This is a genomic window from Mesorhizobium sp. M0227, assembly GCF_040321855.1.
Classification (GTDB): domain Bacteria; phylum Pseudomonadota; class Alphaproteobacteria; order Rhizobiales; family Rhizobiaceae; genus Mesorhizobium.
In genome coordinates, this window is the sequence record NZ_JAMYSJ010000033.1 from 41,975 (window position 1) to 60,277 (window position 18,303).

An 18,303-nucleotide genomic window follows, 5' to 3' on the forward strand; every position below is an offset into this window, starting at 1 on the left:
GGTTCCGCCTGCCAGCGGTTTCCTTTCCGGCCGATGACCGGTAGTACCTCCATAGGACAGGGGATCACGCATTCTTGCGGCGACGCAAAAGGTGTGAATTCCAAGCCCGCCCTATTTCAGACAATTGGATTGTGGCCCCTTTACGAGCGCTTCAGAACTTCATTCCAATTTTAGTTTTGTAATCTAGGTTGTCTTAATGCCGGCGCATGAAGAGCAGATGTCAGGAGGTCGCGCGCCAGGGCGTGCGCTTCCGCGCGCCCTGCTGCTGGCCATGATGTGCTCGACCGTGCTCGTCGCCGAATCGCGCCCGGCGGCCGCTTTCGAGCTTTTCGGCATCAAGCTGTGGGGATCGTCCAGCGACGAGGATGCAGATATCGTCGATCCCCTGCGCTACGCCGTGACCATCAATGCCCCCGACGCCGACAAGGATCTGGTCAAGAAGCTCGAAAATGCCTCGGCGCTGAAGAGTGACGAGGAGCGTCCGGTTTCAGGCTCGCTCGGGCTGATGGCCAAGGCGCGCAGCGACCGCGAACAGCTTGTCGCCGCGCTTTATGCCGATGCCCGTTACGAAGGCGTCGTCACCGTCACCATAGACGGCAAGCCGCTCGACGATTTGCCGCCGGATGCCGAATTCAAGGGCCCCCAGCCGATTCCGGTGGTTGTCGATGTCGCCAGCGGGCCGAAATTCACCTTGGGCAATATCAGGCTGCAAGGCGACGCGGCAGGACTGATGAGCGCCGATTATGGCCTGATATCAGGCGGCGACGCCGGATCCGGCGCGGTGCTCAAGGCCGAGGCGCTGATCGTGCGGACGCTGAAGGAGCAAGGCAGACCGCTGGCGGAGGTGACGGACCGCCAGATCGTCGCCGACCATGCGACCTCGACGCTCGACGTGACGCTGACGGTCGCCGCCGGACCGGTCGCCGGCTACGGCCCGACCACGGTGGAAGGCACCGAAAAGGTCGACCGCGACTTCACCGAATACATGACCGGCCTCAAGCGCGGCCGGCAATACTCGCCGCAAGAAATCGACGACGCGCGCGACCGGCTGCTGGCGCTCGAGGTCTTCAACAGCGTGACGTTCAAGGAAGCCGACACGCTCGATGCCGACGGCAACATTCCGATCGGCGTCCAGGTCAGCGAGCGCAAGCCACGCTATTTCGGCATCGGCGGCACCTTCTCCAACACCGAGGGGCTGGGCCTGGAAGGTTATTGGGGCCACCGCAATTTGTTCGGCCGGGCCGAGAAGCTGCGCATCGAGGGCAAGATCAGCGGCATCGGCAGCAACGATCTCGGCGAACTCAACTACAATGCCGGCATCATGTTCGAGAAGCCGGGCGTGATCGGGCCGGCATCCAAGTTCTTCGCCAGCGTCAAGACGGTGCTCGAACATCCTGACGCCTACGACCATTTCTCGGTCAAGGGCAGCACCGGCCTGTCCTACGAACTGACCAAGAAGCAGACGGTTTCGGCGGAAGTGGCGCTCGACTATTCCCGCATCCACGATGCTTTCGGCAAGCACAAATACCTGATCGCCAGCATTCCGCTGCAATATGTCTACGACAACCGGGACAACCGGCTGAACCCGACAAGCGGCTTCCGGGTGCTGGCCTATGCCGAGCCCAGCTACGACATTTTGAGCGGTGCGGCGTTCCTGAAACTGAGAGGCGAAGGGTCGGCCTATCAGTCGCTGGATTCGGCTTCGAAGTTCGTCCTGGCCGAACGTGTCGCTATCGGTTCGATCGTCGGCACCAGCCTCGAACATGTGCCGGCCGACCGGCGCTTTTATTCCGGGGGCGGCGGTTCGGTGCGCGGCTATGCCTATCAGGGCATCGGACCCAAGGACTTCACCGGCCAGCCGATCGGCGGCCTGTCATTCTTCGAAACCTCGGTCGAGATGCGCATCGCCATCACCGACACGATCGGCATCGTGCCGTTCGTCGATGCCGGCACCGTGTCGACCAAGTCGGTCCCCGATTTCGCCGACGTCAAGGTCGGCGCCGGCGTCGGCCTGCGCTATGTCACGCCGTTCGGGCCACTGCGCATCGATGCCGCCGTGCCGCTCAACCGCGATCCGGGTGACCCGCATTTCGGCATCTATGCCGGCATCGGACAGGCATTCTGAGCGATGAAAACAGTCTGGCGCATCCTCCGCATTGTTCTCTACACGCTGCTGATCGTGGTTGCGGGAGCGATCGGCGCGCTGGTGGTGCTGACCAAGACCGAGCGCGGCCGCGACAATCTCGCCGGCATCATTTCGCGGCTGGCCTCGGACGACGACCGCAAGATCACGGTCAGCGGCATAGACGGCATCTGGTCCGGGGCGCTCAGCGTCGATCATGTCGTGCTGGAGGATCGCGGGGGCGCCTGGCTGGTGGCGCGCAAGGTGGCCGTCGACTGGTCGCCGCTGGCGCTGCTGTCGAAAAGCTTCAGCGCCGACCGTATCGCTGCCGAGCGCATCGAACTGGCCCGCCTGCCGGTGGCCGGCACGCAACAGCCTGCGCCGAGCGGCACGACGACGCTGCCGATTTCCATCGACATCAAGCAGATCGACCTGCCCGAGATCGCGCTGGGGCAAGACCTTGCCGGCAGCGGCATCGCCGAGCTTGCGGCCAAGGGATCGGTCAAGGCCGATGCCGCGCCGCTGGCGGTCGAGACGGTGCTCAACATCACCCGCCATGACGGCAAGCAAGGTAATGTCGACGCCAAGATCCACTTTGCGCCGGCAGACAACAGGCTCGATCTTGACCTGAAGGCCTCGGAGCCGGCAGGCGGTATCATCGCCAACCTGCTCAAGCTGCCCGACACGCCGCCGGTCGACATAAATGTCTCGGGCACCGGGCCGCTCGCCAATTGGAACGGCATCGGCACGTTCTCGGTCGACGGCAAGATCGTCACCCAGCTGACGGGTCGCCACCAACTGACCGACAAGGGCAATCATATCGAGGCCAAGGGCGATGGCGATTTCGCTCGCTTCCTGCCTGAGAATCTCAAGCCGCTGTTTGCCGGCAAGACCAGTTTCGACATTGCCGGCACCGCCACATCGGCCGGTGGCGTCAGTGTCGACCGCGCCAACATCGACAGCGATGCGGTGCACGGCACCGCGACCGGCATTGTCGATCCTGCCGGCGCCAGCGACCTCTCGGTCGAACTCGCCGCCAAGGGTCCACCCGTGGTGATCAGCGTCGGCAGCAAGGCGCAGCCGATCACGCTGGCGATCAGCAATGCCACCGCCCGCGCCTTCGGCGACGGCAAGGCGCCGATCATCGACATCGGCGCCTCCTTCGTCTCCATCGTCGCCGGCGGCACGCGGCTGGATGACCTGGCGGCGCAGATCCATTCCGACGGCTTCGATATCCAGAACCGCGCCGGGCCGGTCACCGTCAAGCTGGAGGCGGGCGGCCTCAACACCGACGTGGCGACGCTGGCGCCGCTGATCACCGGGAAGATCGACGTCGATCTGGCCGGGTCGGTCAGCAAGGACGCCATTGCCATCGACCAGGGCACGCTGCGTTCCGACGCGCTCAACGCTTCGCTGACCGCGACGGTGGCGCTTGCCGACCTGTCGATGCAGCTGAAGATGAACGCGGATGCCGTGGCGACGGCCTTTCCGCCGCAGATCGCCTCGGTGCTCGGCGCCCGGGTGAAATTCTCGGCAAGCGCGGCCCGCGATCCACAAGGGTCCTTCGCCGCCAACTCGATCGAGTTCACGTCCGGCACGCTTAGCGCCGCCGGCACGGCCAGCATGCAAGGCACCGACATCCAGGCCGACATCAAGGGCAAACTGGGCGACGTTTCCGTGCTGTCGCCGACGGTCGGCGTGCCAGTTGCCGGTGGCGTCGATTTCGCGCTGTCGGCAAGTGGCGCCATGACGGCGCCGGATTTCACCGTTACCGCCGACAGCGACAGCCTGACGGCATCGGGCCGCACGGTGAAGAGCATCAAGCTGACGGCAAGCGGCAAGGCCGATATCACCAGTCCCGCCGCCAACGTATCGCTGACCGGCTCCGTCGACGACCAGCCGCTCGACATCAAGGCAGCGCTGGTGACGAGCGAAGGCAAGCGTTCGATCAATGGTTTTCTGGTCTCGCTCGGCGACAACAAGGTCTCGGGCGATCTCGCGCTCGACGACAAATTCATGCCGCTCGGCACGCTGACGCTCGATGCACCTGCCATCGACCAGCTGGCCGCACTTGCCGGCCAGGCGATAACGGGCGATATCGACGGCACCATCCGCTTTGCCAAGGAGGGCGACGCGCCCTCCGTCGCCATCGATGCCAAGAGCACGTCGATCGCGCGCGGCGAGGTGACGGCCAAGGCCATCACGGTCAATGCGCTGATCGCCAATTATCTCAAGGCGCCGGCGATCGCGGGTTCGATCAAGGCCGACAGCGTCACCTCCGGAACCACCGAAATCGGCGGCATCGGCGTCGACCTGAAGCGCGACGGCGACTGGACCAATTTCACCGGCGGCGCCACCATAGCGGGCATTCCGGCAACCGCTGCCGGCCGGGTGAAGATCGCCGACGGCACGACCAGCGTCGAGATCGCCTCGGGCGAAGCCACTGTTCGCGGCATCAAGGCGGCAATCGCCCAGGCGTCGACACTGAGCATTGCCAACGGCACGGCCAGCATCGAAAGGCTGGCGCTCGATGTCGGCGGCGGTTCGGTGACCTTGTCGGGTACCGCCGGCCAGACGCTCGACCTCGCGGCGCAATTTTCGGCACTGCCCGCATCGCTCGCCAATGATTTCTCGCCCGGCCTCGATGCTGGGGGCACGCTCAGCGGCACGGCTGGTGTGACCGGACCGCCGGCCGCTCCCGATGTCCGCTTCAATGCGCAACTGGCCGGTATCGAAACCAGCCAGACCCGGCAGGCCGGGCTCGGGCCGCTCGCCGTCGATGCGGCCGGCAGCTATACCTTGGCCGGCGGCGTGATGCTCGATCAAGCGACGCTGACCGGCGACAAGATTTCCGGCAAGGCGACCGGCACCCTCAACCCGAACGGCGCCAGCGATTTTGCGCTCGATCTCATATCATCCGGCCCCAGCCTGCCCCTGACTGTCGGCAGCGCCGAGAGCCCGGTCAAGATCGAGATCCAGTCCTTGTCGGCAAAGGTGGCGGGCCAGAGCACGCGGGCCCGCCTGGATGTCTCCGCGATCCTGCCCTCGATCGTCACCAGTCCGGCGAGGGTGGACGGGCTTGCCTTGGCGTTGCATTCGGATGCGTTCGATCTCAAGAACCGTGCAGGGCCGGTTTCCGGCACAGTGTCGGTGGACAAGGTCGGTCTCGACAATCCGGTGATCGCGCCGCTGATCGCCGGCAAGGTCACGGCAGCCGTCAGCGGCCGCCTGACGGCCGACCTGTTTGCCATCGACAGCGGCTCGCTCAAGAGCGATGCGTTGAACAGCCAGGTCGCCGGCCAGGTATCGCTGCGAGACGGTGCCATCGACCTCAATCTCAAGGCGGATGCCCCATCGTCGGCCTTGCCGGCGGCGGCGCGCGGCATGCTTGGCGAACGCGCTGAGATCAGCGCCACGCTGAAGCGCGATCCCAAGGGCAGCATCAACATAGGCGGATTGAAGCTGGCCTCGGGTGCGCTGACCGCCGACGGGCAAGCCAGCCTTGCCGACAACAAGGTGGCCGCCGACATCAAGGGCGCGCTGAGCGACATCTCTCTGCTGTCGAAGGATGCCAAGGGCGCCATCGCCTTTGCGTTGAACGCACAGGGGCCGGCCACCGCGCCGGACCTGTCACTGACGGTCGACAGCGACAGGCTGCTGGTGGCGGCGCGAGAGATCACCGGGTTGAAGCTGACCGCCACCGGCAAGGCCGATGCCGCCAATCCGGCAGCCAACGTGCAACTGACCGGCAATGTCGCCGGCCAGGCGCTGCAAGGCAGCGCGGTGCTGGCGACGGCTGACGGCAAGAGCGCCATCAACGGCCTGCTGCTGTCGCTGGGCAAGAACAGGATCTCCGGCGATCTGGCGCTGGACGAGAAGTTCGTGCCTGTCGGCACCATCGCGCTCGACCTGCCCGATATCGGCCCGCTGGCGGCACTGGCGCTGGAAAAGGCCGAAGGCGACGTACGCGGCACGATTGCCTTCTCGAAGAATGGCGCAGCACCCCAGGTCGCCATCAAGGCGGCGACAGCGTCGATCACGCGCGGCGACCTCCAGGCGAAAGCCGTCTCGATCGATGCGCTGGTCGCCAACTATCTGGCGGCGCCCGTGATCTCCGGAAAGATTCGCGCCGACACCGTCATTTCGGGCGGCACCGTGATCAGCGGCATCGATGTCGATTTGAAGCGCGACGGCGACTGGACCGGTTTTTCCGGCGGCGCCACAGTCAAGGGCATTCCGGCACAGGCTGCTGGCCGCGTGAAAGTGGCCAACGGCACGACGACCATCGAGCTTGCCTCCGGCCAGGCGACCGTCCAGGGCATCAAGGCGGCCATTGCCCAAGCCTCGACCGTCAGCATCGCCAATGGCACGACGACGCTGAACAGGCTGGTGCTCAACCTTGGCGGCGGTACGGCGACGGTAACCGGCAAGGTCGGCGCGGCGCTCGACATCAACGCGACGCTGGCGCGGGTGCCGATGTCGCTTGCGAACAGTTTCTCGGCCGGCCTTGACGCCGCCGGCTCGATTTCGGGCACGGTGAAGGTGACGGGCGCGCCGGCCAGCCCTGCGGTCGCCTTCACTATCGATGCGGCGGGCGTGCAAACATCGCAGACCCGAGGCGCTGGTGTCGGGGCGGTGAGTGTTTCCTCGTCGGGCACCTTCGGCGCCAACAAGCTGACCTTCACCGCCAATGTCAGCGATGGAGCCGGCCTTGGCCTGAAGGGCGGCGGCAGCGTGACGACGGCCGGCACGCCGGCGCTGGTGCTCGACTTCAATGGCGCCGTGCCGTTCGGCCTGCTCAGCCAGAAGCTCGCCGCGCAGGGCATGTCGCTGACGGGCACGGCCAATGTCAACGTGCAGGTGCGCGGTCCCGCGACATCGCCCGTCATCGGTGGCAGCGTCAGCACCTCCGGTGCGCGCCTTGTCGATGCGCGCTCCGGCCTCGCCGTCAACGATCTCGCCGCCGATGTCTCGATTGCCGGCGGCGTCGCCAGGATCAACCGGCTGACCGGAACGCTGTCCACGCGCGGCAGCCTGTCGGCCAGCGGCACGGTCGGCATCAACCCGGCGCAGGGTTTTCCGGCCGATTTGTCGATCAAGCTGGTCGACGGCCGCTATACGGACGGAAGGGTGGTGACCGCCAATCTCGGGGGCGACCTGACGATCAAGGGACCGCTGACCTCCGCACCGGTCATTGCCGGCACCGTGAATCTCGCCAAGACGGTGATCACGGTTCCGGACAAATTGCCGGGCTCGCTGGCGGCGCTCGACGTCAAGCACAAGAACGCGCCAGCTGCGGTCAAGGCACAGGACAAGGCGCTGCGGCCGCCGACGACCAGCGGCAAGGGCGGCGGTAGCGGCCTTGCGCTTGATGTCACGGTCAACGCCCCGAACCAGATCTTCATCCAGGGCAGGGGCGTCGATGCCGAACTTGGCGGCTCACTCAGGCTGACCGGCCCGGCCTCGTCGCCGCAAGCGGTCGGCACCTTCACCTTGCAGCGCGGACGGCTGTCGATCCTCGGCAAGCGGCTGACCTTCACCGAAGGCACGGTCGGGTTTTCCGGCTCGCTGGTGCCCTATCTCAATTTGACGGCGACCACGACGACGACCAGCGCCACCGTCACCATCGTGGTGTCGGGCGAAGCGACCAATCCGAAGTTCACCTTCTCCTCCGTGCCGGCACTGCCCGAGGACGAGGTGCTGGCGCAATTGATCTTCGGCCGCTCGATGTCGAACCTGTCGCCGCTGCAGATCGCCCAGTTAGCCGAGGCCGCCGGGCAACTGGCCGGCGTCGGCGGCTCGACGTCGCTGCTGGAAAACCTGCGCAGCGCCATTGGCGTCGACGATCTCGACGTCACCACCGACGACCAGGGCGGCACGGCGGTTTCGGCGGGCAAATACCTCAACGACCGCACCTATGTCACGATCCAGAAGGGCGACAAGCCGGGCTCGGGCAAGGCGACGATCGACCTCAATGTCGGGCGCGGCGTCAAGCTGCGCGGCGAGGCCAACGATGCCGGCGAAGCCAAGGGCGGCATCTTCTACGAGAAGGAATACTGATAGTTCGGCAGGGCTTTTGGCCTCATGATGGATCGATTCTGGCGCTGTTCGGGCTGGAGTAAATGTCTCAGTTTAATCGACTATCGAGATTCCAGAAGAATCCGTCGGACAGTAGCAAATTTGCGCCAAGACTGTCGTTATCACGCGAACCGCTCCCCTTTCAAAGTTGCACATTCCCTAACATGTTCTCAATCCACGCCGTCTTTGACATCATGGCTTGGATGCGGAATGTTAAAAGGCGGAAAGCCAACAATGGGAGTTAAGTCATGACAATTTATAAGAGTAACGGCGATCGCGTTCCGGATCACATCCTGGCCATGGCCGAAGAAGCCAAGGCAGGCAAGGTGGACCGCCGCGAATTCCTGGCCATGGCCAGCGTCTTCGGCGCATCGACGGCAATGGCCTACGGCTTGCTCGGCCTCGCCGATCCGACGCCGGCGAAGGCCGAAGAGGTAAAGGGCAAGAAGGGCGGCACGCTGAAGATCGCCCAGTGGATCAAGGATCCCAAGGACCCGCGCAAGGCCGACTGGTCGGAAATCGCCAATGCCGAGCGCCAGGCGCTCGAGCCGCTGGTCAAGTACACGTCCGAATACACGTTCCGCCCCTATCTGCTGGAAAGCTGGGACGTCAACGACGATGCCACGCAGTACACGCTGCATGTGCGCAAGGGCGTCACCTGGTCGAATGGCGATGCCTTCACAGCCGATGACGTCATCTTCAACCTGAAGCGCTGGGCCGACAAGAAAGCCGAAGGCAACTCCATGCCCGGCCGTCTCGGCTCGCTGGTCAAGGACGACAAGCTCGACGAAAGCGCCGTGACCAAGCCGGACGACCACACGGTCGTGCTGAAGCTCACCAAGCCGGACATCGCGCTGATTCCGAACATGTGCGACTATCCCGGCCTCATCGTCCACAAGACCTTCGACGAGAAGGGCGGCGACTTCAAGGCCTGCCCGATCGGCACCGGTCCGTTCGAACTCGTCTCCTACGATGTCGGGCAGAAGGTGGTCTACAAGCGCCGCACCGACGACAAGTGGTGGGACGGCGAAGTGTTCCTCGACGGCCTGGAATTCATCGACTACGGCACCGATCCGGCAGCCATGGTCAGCGCTTTCGAAGCCGGCGAAGTGCACACCAATTTCGAGACTTCGGCCGACTATGTGTCGATCCTCGACGGCATGGACCTGGTGAAGTCGGAGATCGTCACCGCGTCGACCATCGTCTGCCGCACCAACGTCAACAACAAGCCCTATGGCGACCAGAAGGTGCGCAACGCGCTGCAGCTTGCGGTCGACAACAATGTCGTCTTGCAGCTCGGCTACGGCAATGCCGGTTCGGTCGCCGAAAACCACCATGTCTGCTCGATCCATCCGGAATATTACGAGCTGCCCAAGGTTGCCCGTGATCCGGCCAAGGCAAAGGCGCTGATGGCGGAAGCCGGCCAGGCCGACTTCGAACACGAGCTGATCACTGTCGATGAAGACTGGCACAAGAACACCGGCGATGCGATCGCCGCCCAGCTGCGCGACGCCGGCATCAAGGTGAAGCGCACCGTTCTGCCGGGTTCGACGTTCTGGAACGACTGGACGAAGTATCCGCTGTCGATGACCAACTGGAACATGCGCCCGCTCGGCGTCCAGGTTCTGGCCATCGCCTATCGCACCGGCGAGGCCTGGAACGAGGCCGGCTGGTCGAATCCGGACTGGGATGCCAAGCTCAATGCGGCGCTCGCCGTTGCCGACGCCGCCAAGCGCAAGGAGATGATGAAGGAAATCGAGCAGATCCTGCAGGATTCCGGCATCATGATCCAGCCGTACTGGCGCAAGCTCTACAGCCACTCGGTCAAGGCGGTGCAGAATTACAAGATGCACCCGACCTTCGAGCGCGACTACGGCAAGATCTGGCTCGACCAGGCTTGATCGCACCGACATTGGGGGAAGAGGCTCGCTCCCTTCCCCCGCTCTTTGCATCGTCCGTCCCTGCTGGTCCGCACTTTCTCAAAAAAATTGCGGACTCGCGGGCAAGGCCATGCAACAAAAACAGGGTTGATCGCATCCGAAGGCCTGTTTGACAGCCAGCCCCGCCGGTTACGGCAGGGTTGGCTTTCATAGCCGGCTCAAACCCCAACCCATCGGCAGGGGGCCGCCATGCTTTCCTTCGTTATCAGGCGTCTTGGCACCATGGCATTGACGATGCTGTGCCTGACCATGGTCGTCTTCTTCCTGATCAACCTCGAACCCAATCTGAAGAAGCTGGCGATCAGCCAGACCGAAATGCATACGTCGGCCGAGCAGCTCGAGAGCTGGCTGGTCAACCATGGCTATCGGCAGAACTTCTTCGTCCGCTATGGGCAGTGGCTGGGCGTGGTGCCCAAGCAACCTGTGACAGACCCGGCGACCGGCAAGCCGGCGCAGCGTTTCTCCTTCTGCAACGATCCGCTCGTGCCGACCCTCGCCGGCGTTTTCCAGGGCGATTTCGGCTGCTCGACCAAGTTCAAGGCGACCGTCGCCTCAAAACTGTTTCCGGCACTCGGCGCTACGGGCATCCTGATGTTCTGGGTGCTGGTGGTGATGGTGCCGATCTCGCTGCTGATCGGCATTCTGGCCGGCATGCGCGAGGGGTCGCGAACCGACCGGGTGCTGTCCGTGGCGTCGATCGCCTCGACGGCGACGCCTGAATATGTGTCGGGCGTCATCTTCACCGTCGTCTTCGCGTCATGGCTAGGCTGGCTGAACGGCTCGGCGGCTTCGGCCAGCCAGGGCATTACCTTCTACAATTTCACTTTGCCGGTGATGACGCTGGCGATCTACGGCATCGGCTATATCGCCCGCATGACGCGTGCTTCGATGGTCGAAGTGATGACGCAGCAATATATCCGCACTGCCAGGTTGAAGGGTCTTTCCTTCGGCAGCGTCGTGGTCAAACATGCCTTGCGCAATGCGCTGATCGCACCGTTCACCGTCATCATGCTGCAGTTTCCCTGGCTGCTCACCGGCGTCGTCATCGTCGAGGTGATGTTTCGTTACCAGGGCTTCGGCTACACGCTGGTCGAGGCGGCCGGCAACAACGACATCGACCTTTTGCTCGGCTGCTCGCTGGTCTCGGTGTTCATCGTCTTGATCACGCAGCTCATTTCCGATGTCGGCTACGCATTTCTCAATCCGCGTATCAGAGTTCAGTAGGGAGCGAAGCGGATGCCGGTTCAATACATCAGTGGCTTCACCGTCGTTCTCGAAGTGCTGTCGCGCTTCTGGCCGGTCTGGATCGCGCTCGTCATCGTCATGGGCGCGAGCTTCGCCTACAAGAAGAAGCTGGCGCTCTACGGCCAGCTGTTCGACAGCGGTGTCGGCATCGTCGGCGTCGGCATCTGCCTGTTCTGGCTGTTCACGGCAATCTTCGCCGCGACCGTTTCTCCCTTCGATCCGCTGGCCCAGATTCCCATCATGAAGGATGTGCTGCCGGGCGCCGTCGAACCGAAATCGGGGCTGACCTATCTGTTCGGCGGCGACAAGCTGGCGCGCGACGTGTTTTCGCGCATGGTCTATGGCAGCCAGATCGTGCTGATCATCGCGCCTGCGGCAACCGGCTTCGCGCTGATGGTCGGCATCACGCTCGGCCTGCCCGCCGGCTACTACGGCGGCAAGATCGACACCGTGCTGTCGTTCCTGGCCAATCTCGTGCTGGCCTTCCCTGTGATCCTGCTGTTCTACCTTTTGGTGACGCCGGGCATCATGGACACGCCGATCCCTTATGGCATGGCCGGCGTCTTCTTCCTGTTCCCGATCATCTTCTTCAGCGTGCTGTTCTGGACCCGCTACAAAAACCGGCCCGACCGGCTCTACATCCTGCTCGGCATCACCCTGATCCTCGGCGGCTGGATCTATGCCGGCCTGGTCTTCGACGCCGATCCGCTGAAGATCGTGCATATCGACCCCAACCAGCTCAATATCTTCGTGGCGGTGGTGTTCGCGTCCAGCCCCGGCGTGTTCCGCATCGTGCGTGGCCTGGTGATGGACATCAAGACGCGTGACTATGTGGCGGCGGCGCAGACGCGCGGTGAATCGCCCTGGTACATCATGCTATGGGAGATCCTGCCCAATGCGCGCGGGCCACTGATCGTCGACGCCTGCCTGCGCATCGGCTACACCACGATCCTGCTCGGCACGCTCGGTTATTTCGGCCTTGGCCTGGCGCCGGAAAGTCCGGACTGGGGCACTGCGATCAAGGACGCCAGCCGCCTGCTGCGCTCCTTCATCCACCCGGCGTTGCCGCCGACGATCGCACTGATGTCGTTCGTGCTGGGCTTGAACCTGCTCGCCGACTCGCTGCGCGAACAATCGATGAAAGACTGATCTCGCGGGTTTCGACCCGATGCGCCTGATAGAAACAGGCCTAGAAGAACCAGGATTGGAGCGACCCATGAACGAGGCAGTTCGAAATCCCGCCACGCCAACCAATGGGCCGGCCAACGCGCCGATCATCGAGATCGAGAACCTGTCGATCTCCTTCTTCACCCGCAAGGGCGAGATCCCGGCGGTCATGGATTTTTCCTGCACCGTCATGCCCGGCGAGGCGATGGGCATCGTCGGCGAATCCGGCTGCGGCAAGTCGACCGTGTCGCTCGGCATCATGCGCGACCTCTCCAACATCGGGAAGATCGTCGGCGGCAAGATCAAGTTCCAGGGCAAGGACATGGGCGAGCTCTCCGACGAGGAGTTGCGCTCCATTCGCGGCAACAAGATCGCGATGATCTACCAGGAGCCGATGGCGAGCCTGAACCCGGCGATGAAGGTCGGCCAGCAATTGATGGAAGTGCCGCTGATCCACGACAAGGTGTCGAAGGAAGAGGCCCATAAACGCGCGCTTGACATGGTGCGCGCGGTCAAGCTGCCTGATCCCGAGCGCATGATGCGCTCCTATCCGCACCAGCTCTCGGGCGGCCAGCAGCAACGCATCGTCATTGCCATGGCGCTGCTGTCGAAGCCGGCGCTGCTTTTGCTCGACGAACCGACGACGGCGCTCGACGTGACGGTGGAGGCCGGCATTGTCGACCTGGTCAAGGGGCTCGGCGAGAAGTTCGGCACGTCGATGATTTTCGTGTCGCACAATCTCGGCCTGATCCTGGAAACCTGCGACCGCATCACGGTTATGTATTCGGGCGAAGCGGTCGAAACGGGCAAGATCAAGGACGTGTTCGACCGGATGCGCCACCCTTATACGCAAGGGCTGTTCCGCTCGATCCCGCTGCCCGGCGCCGACAAGAACTCGCGGCCGCTAATTTCGATCCCCGGCCAGCTGCCGCTGCCGCACGAGCGGCCCAAGGGCTGCAATTTCGGCCCTCGCTGCCACCATTTCGTCGAGGGCGTCTGCAACGCCGCCGAAATCCCGATGATCGAGGTCGCGGGTCACGAAGGCCATTTCTCGCGCTGCGTGCGCTTCAACGAGATTGACTGGGAGGCGCTGCCGCCCGGCGCCAAAAAGGTCAATGAGCGCGTCGTGCCCGGCGCTCCGGTGCTCAAGATCGAGGATCTCAGAAAATACTACAGGGTGGGCGGCAGCGAGGTGTTCGGCTCGAGCGAGGGCCGCGTCGTCAAGGCCAATGAGACGATCTCGTTCATGGCGCGCGAATCCGAGACGGTTGCCATCGTCGGCGAATCCGGCTGCGGAAAGTCGACGCTGGCCAAGGTGCTGCTCGGGCTGGAGACGGCAAGTGCCGGCACGGTGACGCTGGGCAACAAGGAAATCCAGTCGACGGGCATCGAGAAGCGGAGTGTCGACACGGTGTCGTCGATCCAGATGGTGTTCCAGAACCCGTTCGACACGCTCAATCCCAGCCATTCGGTCGGTTCGCAGATCATCCGCACGCTGGAGAAGTTCAATGTCGGCAAGACGGTCGCCGACCGCCGCAAGCGCATGCTGGAGCTGCTCGACCTGGTGAAGCTGCCCAGGGCGTTCGAGACCCGCAAGCCGCGCCAGCTATCCGGCGGCCAGAAGCAGCGCATCGGCGTGGCGCGGGCCTTTGCCGGCGACGCCAAGGTGGTGGTGGCCGACGAGCCGGTCTCGGCACTCGACGTGTCGGTGCAGGCGGCGGTGACCGAACTGCTGATGGACATCCAGCGCAAGAACAAGACGACAATGCTGTTCATCAGCCATGATCTGTCGGTCGTGCGCTACATCGCCGACCGCGTCGTGGTCATGTATCTCGGCTATATTGTCGAGCAAGGCACGACCGACCAGATCTTCGCGCCGCCCTACCATCCCTATACCGAGGCGCTGCTGTCGGCGATCCCGATCGCTGACACCAGCGTGGTCAAGCGGCACATCGTGCTGGAGGGCGACATTCCCTCGGCGATGAACCCACCGTCCGGCTGCCCGTTCCAGACCCGCTGCGGCTACAAGAAGCTGGTGCCTGACAATCTGTGCGAGACCAAGGTGCCACCGGTCAAGCATCTCGGCGGCGGCCATATGAGCCTGTGCTGGCTCTCCGACGACGTGCTGGCAACGATGGAGCCGGTGATCAAGTTCGACAAGGAGCACGCCGCGCACGAAGGCGTGCCGGATGACGCGCCGCATGGCGATGGCCCCGGTTTTGCCGGCACGCCACCGAAGCGTCCGCGCGGCAAGACGGGCAGCGCGGAAGCCGATGCAGCGAGGCAGGCCGGCGAGGAGACGGAAGCCGTTTCGAAAGCCCGCCGTCACGAGGTCCGCGACGAGGTTTCGGAAACCGGCGATACCCCAAAGCCGGGCGATTCTAGGAAACCGAACTGACCGGCATCAGGCAATGCCATCAATTTCATATGCTGCGCAAAACATGCGTCCCTTGAGAATCTCAGTCTGTTGCTCTATGTGATGCGTGATGTTTGATGCTTGGAAAGGAGGACGAATTGTGAGAACGACACTTGCAATCGATGATGATGTCCTTCTTGCCGCCAAGGCTATGGCGCGGCAGCAGGATCGCAGCGTGGGAGAAGTCATTTCCGATCTGGTTCGCCGTTCGCTGCGTCGGCCGCAGGCGGGCGGTGAGCGCAACGGCATTCCCTTGCTTTCGTCGCGGCCCGGCGGGCCGATGGTCGATCTCGAAACGGTCAATGCGCTTCGCGACGAGCTGCCGTGACCTTCCTGCTCGACGTCAATGTGTTGATTGCGCTGATCGATCCGGCTCATGTCGCGCATGACGATGCCCATCGGTGGTTCGAATCCACCGGGCATCACTCATGGGCCACATGCCCCATCACCGAGAATGGCGTTATCAGGATCGTGGGCAACCCCAAATACCCCAACTCTCCTGGCTCCCCTGCCGTCGTCGCGCCGATCGTCGGCAAATTGCACGCACTTGCCGGACACCAGTTCTGGCCCGATGACATCAGCCTTGTCAGTTCCAGAGAGATCGACGCGGGCAAGATCCTGACTTCGACGCAAGTAACCGACAGTTATCTGCTGGCGCTGGCCAAGTCGCATGACGGCGAGTTGGCGACGTTCGACCGAAAGCTATCGAGGACGGCGGTAAAATCAGGGAAGGCAATCCTTCATCTGATCCCAAGCAAATGAATCGCTGAGATCTTTTCTGCTCGAGGGGCGACATCGCTTTTCGCAGCGCCAAGTGATTTCACTTGGCTGCGTAATGCTCCGGCAAAGTCAGTTGCCGCACTCGCTCAGTTGCTGCGCATAGTCCCGCGCCATCTTGTCGGTGGCCCGGGCATAGCCCTGGACGCCGGCATCGCCCCGGTTGCCGCGGCCATAGGCGGTCCAGCCGAGATAGTAGGCCAGATAGAGGTTGTAGGTATCGTTGCGGGCAACGCCATACGTGTCTGCGGTCTTGGAATGATACCAGCCGACAAAGTCGACGGCGTCGGCGAATTTCGTCCGCCGTGCCGCCCAGTTGCCGGTTTCGCGCTGATATTGCGACCAGGTGCCGTCCAGCGCCTGCGAGAAGCCGGTGGCCGACGAGACATGCTTCCACGGAATGAAGCCGAGCAGCTTGGTGCGCGGCGGCCGTGCATTGCTCTTGAAACCGGATTCCTTGCGCACCGTCGCCATCAGCACGGGAACGGGGATGCCGTATTTCTGCTGGGCGCGCTCGGCGGCCGACTGCCAGTTGTCGAACCAGCCGTCATTCTGGTCGAAGACGGCACAGACATTGTTGATGTGGCTGGGCGGCGTGGCGCAGGCCGAAAGCGCCAGCAGCACGCAAACCGCACCAATTTTACTAAAACTCGAACTACGCATGGGCAGAGCAATAGGCCGAAATCATAAAGGGAATCTTGCGGCGTCCGTTAACGCTTCGCCGGCGCAGTCTCTCAAGGAAATCCAGTATCGATAATCCGACGCACTTCGTCGCTTTTTCTAAACAGACATTGCAGAAATGCCGCCGTGGCTAAAATCGCGCCCGCAGACGACGTATTTCTGACAGCTTGCCCGGTCTGCCGGGGCTTTGATACCGGCATGAACGAACCAAGACGCAAACGCGGCGCCGAGCGCACCAGCAACAGAGGGCCATCGGCCATCCCGCAACTGTCGCTCAGGCGGGTGACAAATCCCTATCCGCCAATGGCGATGCTGTCGCCCGACCAGATCGAGCAGATCCATCAGGCGTCGATGCACATATTGGAGAATTTCGGCATCGAGGTGATGAGCCCGCGGGCGCTGTCGCTGTTCGAGAAGGCCGGCGCCAAAGTCGATCATGCCTCGGCGAATGTCCGCATCGATCGCGGCCTGGTCGAAGACGTGCTGAAGACCACGCAGTCCAGCTATGTGTTGACGCCGCGCAACCCGGCCAACGCGGTTCATCTCGGCGGCAACACCATCAATTTCACGCTGGTTGCCGGACCGCCCAATGTGCACGATATGGAGCGCGGCCGCCGCGCCGGAAATTTGCGCGACTATTCGGATCTGACCCGGTTGGCGCAGCATTTCAACTGCATCCACATGCTGGGCAACCAGGTCTGCGCACCGGTCGAACTGCCGGCCAATTCCCGCCATCTCGACACCTATTTCACCAATCTGACGCTGACCGACAAGAGTTTCCATGTCTCGGCGATCGGGAGGGGCAGGGCGCTTGACGGCATCGAGATGATGGCGATTTCGCGCGGGCTGACGCTCGATCAGATGCGCGACGATCCCGGCATCACCACGATCATCTCGGTCAACTCGCCGCGCCGCTTCGATGAGATGATGGCCGAAGGACTGATGACCATGGCCGAGTTCGGCCAGTCGGTGGCGGTGACGCCGTTCACGCTGATGGGGGCGATGAGCCCGGTGACGCTGGCCGGCGCGCTGGCGCAGCAGAACGCCGAGGCGCTGTTCGGCGTCGCGCTGACGCAGCTTGTCCGTCCAGGCGCGCCGGTCATGTATGGCGCCTTCACCTCCAATGTCGACATGAAGTCGGGCGCGCCGGCCTTCGGCACGCCGGAGAACACCAAGGCCAACATCGCGTCGGGGCAATTGGCGCGGCGATACGGGCTTCCGTACCGCACGACGCCGGGCTCGGCTTCCAACGCCGCCGATGCGCAAGGCGCCTATGAGACGCTGATGGCGCTGTGGGGCGCGGTGCTAGGCCACGGCAATCTCGTCTATCATGCCGCCGGCTGGCAGGAGGGCGGGCTGACGGCGTCGTTCGAGAAGCTCATCATCGATGTCGAGATGATCCAGCACATGATGGAGTTCTTGCGCCCGATCGAGGTCAATGAGGCCGAGCTCGCCGTCGAGGCTTTGGGCGCGGTGCCGACCGGCGGCCATTTCTTCGGCGAACCGCACACGCTGGAGCGCTACGCCACCGCCTTCTACCAGCCGATGCTGTCAAACTGGCAGAATTACGAGGCGTGGCAGGAGGCTGGCGGGCTCGACGCCACGGCGCGCGCGACGCGGCTGTGGAAGAAGGCCCTGGAAGACTATGTCGAGCCGGTGATGGATATCGCCGTGCGCGAGGCGCTGGAGGCTTACATGGCCAGGCGCAAGGAAGCGATCGGGCAGGGCGAGCCGTGATGGTCACAGGTTTGCGCGCCTGCACCCCCCTCTGTCCTGCCGGACATCTCCCCCTCAAGGGGGTGTTTGGACCGGAGACATCGCGAACAGGTGTGCGAGGACATCGCGAACAGTTTTGTCACTTATCGTCTGCAGAGGTT

10 protein-coding genes are annotated in these 18,303 nt (G+C 63.4%); 9 read left to right on the forward strand and 1 reads right to left on the reverse strand.

Translation table 11 applies throughout. The features are described from left to right. Nucleotides 1-196: 196 nt before the first annotated feature. The 8 genes from NKJ00_RS28520 (at nucleotide 197) to NKJ00_RS28555 (ending at nucleotide 15,730) form a co-directional block, all read left to right on the forward strand. Nucleotides 197-2,125: an autotransporter assembly complex protein TamA gene (locus tag NKJ00_RS28520; protein ID WP_352551705.1), complete on the forward strand. Its 1,929-nt coding sequence runs from the start codon at nucleotides 197-199 to the stop codon at nucleotides 2,123-2,125. A 3-nt stretch (nucleotides 2,126-2,128) separates the two neighbouring features. Next, the gene (locus NKJ00_RS28525; RefSeq protein WP_352632111.1) at nucleotides 2,129-8,182 is read left to right on the forward strand and encodes a translocation/assembly module TamB domain-containing protein; all 6,054 of its coding nucleotides are present in this window, start codon (nucleotides 2,129-2,131) and stop codon (nucleotides 8,180-8,182) included. A 266-nt stretch (nucleotides 8,183-8,448) separates the two neighbouring features. Continuing rightward, the gene (locus NKJ00_RS28530) at nucleotides 8,449-10,101 is read left to right on the forward strand and encodes an ABC transporter substrate-binding protein (RefSeq protein ID WP_352632113.1); all 1,653 of its coding nucleotides are present in this window, start codon (nucleotides 8,449-8,451) and stop codon (nucleotides 10,099-10,101) included. A 228-nt stretch (nucleotides 10,102-10,329) separates the two neighbouring features. Then, nucleotides 10,330-11,364, forward strand: coding sequence for an ABC transporter permease (locus tag NKJ00_RS28535; RefSeq protein ID WP_352632115.1), 1,035 nt, complete (start codon nucleotides 10,330-10,332; stop codon nucleotides 11,362-11,364). Between the two features lie 12 nt (nucleotides 11,365-11,376). After that, nucleotides 11,377-12,534 carry an ABC transporter permease gene (locus tag NKJ00_RS28540; RefSeq protein ID WP_023813215.1) on the forward strand — a complete coding sequence of 386 codons (1,158 nt, stop codon included), beginning with the start codon at nucleotides 11,377-11,379 and terminating at the stop codon, nucleotides 12,532-12,534. Between the two features lie 67 nt (nucleotides 12,535-12,601). Further along, a complete protein-coding gene (locus tag NKJ00_RS28545) occupies nucleotides 12,602-14,950 on the forward strand; it encodes a dipeptide ABC transporter ATP-binding protein (RefSeq protein ID WP_023813214.1) in 2,349 nt (782 codons plus the stop codon). Between the two features lie 118 nt (nucleotides 14,951-15,068). Then, nucleotides 15,069-15,296 carry a ribbon-helix-helix domain-containing protein gene (locus NKJ00_RS28550; RefSeq protein WP_023813213.1) on the forward strand — a complete coding sequence of 76 codons (228 nt, stop codon included), beginning with the start codon at nucleotides 15,069-15,071 and terminating at the stop codon, nucleotides 15,294-15,296. Then, nucleotides 15,293-15,730: a TA system VapC family ribonuclease toxin gene (locus tag NKJ00_RS28555; protein ID WP_352632119.1), complete on the forward strand. Its 438-nt coding sequence runs from the start codon at nucleotides 15,293-15,295 to the stop codon at nucleotides 15,728-15,730. The genes NKJ00_RS28550 and NKJ00_RS28555 overlap by 4 nt, the downstream gene beginning before the upstream one ends. A gap of 87 nt (nucleotides 15,731-15,817) precedes the next feature. On the opposite strand, the gene NKJ00_RS28560 is transcribed toward NKJ00_RS28555, so the two are convergent. Beyond that, complete coding sequence (locus tag NKJ00_RS28560; protein WP_023813211.1) at nucleotides 15,818-16,408, reverse strand: transglycosylase SLT domain-containing protein; 591 nt, start codon at nucleotides 16,406-16,408, stop codon at nucleotides 15,818-15,820. Between the two features lie 216 nt (nucleotides 16,409-16,624). Between NKJ00_RS28560 and NKJ00_RS28565 the strand changes: the two genes are divergently transcribed. After that, on the forward strand, nucleotides 16,625-18,163 hold the full coding sequence (locus tag NKJ00_RS28565; RefSeq protein WP_352632121.1) for a trimethylamine methyltransferase family protein: 1,539 nt from the start codon (nucleotides 16,625-16,627) through the stop codon (nucleotides 18,161-18,163). Nucleotides 18,164-18,303 lie beyond the last annotated feature (140 nt).

Excerpts from the sequence above, each read along its gene's own strand:
- NKJ00_RS28520 (WP_352551705.1), top strand. The coding sequence starts at position 197 with ATGCCGGCGCATGAAGAGCAGATGTCAGGAGGTCGCGCGCCAGGGCGT.
- NKJ00_RS28525 (WP_352632111.1), top strand. The coding sequence starts at position 2,129 with ATGAAAACAGTCTGGCGCATCCTCCGCATTGTTCTCTACACGCTGCTG.
- NKJ00_RS28530 (WP_352632113.1), top strand. The coding sequence starts at position 8,449 with ATGACAATTTATAAGAGTAACGGCGATCGCGTTCCGGATCACATCCTG.
- NKJ00_RS28535 (WP_352632115.1), top strand. The coding sequence starts at position 10,330 with ATGCTTTCCTTCGTTATCAGGCGTCTTGGCACCATGGCATTGACGATG.
- NKJ00_RS28540 (WP_023813215.1), top strand. The coding sequence starts at position 11,377 with ATGCCGGTTCAATACATCAGTGGCTTCACCGTCGTTCTCGAAGTGCTG.
- NKJ00_RS28545 (WP_023813214.1), top strand. The coding sequence starts at position 12,602 with ATGAACGAGGCAGTTCGAAATCCCGCCACGCCAACCAATGGGCCGGCC.
- NKJ00_RS28560 (WP_023813211.1), bottom strand. The coding sequence starts at position 16,408 with ATGCGTAGTTCGAGTTTTAGTAAAATTGGTGCGGTTTGCGTGCTGCTG.
- NKJ00_RS28565 (WP_352632121.1), top strand. The coding sequence starts at position 16,625 with ATGAACGAACCAAGACGCAAACGCGGCGCCGAGCGCACCAGCAACAGA.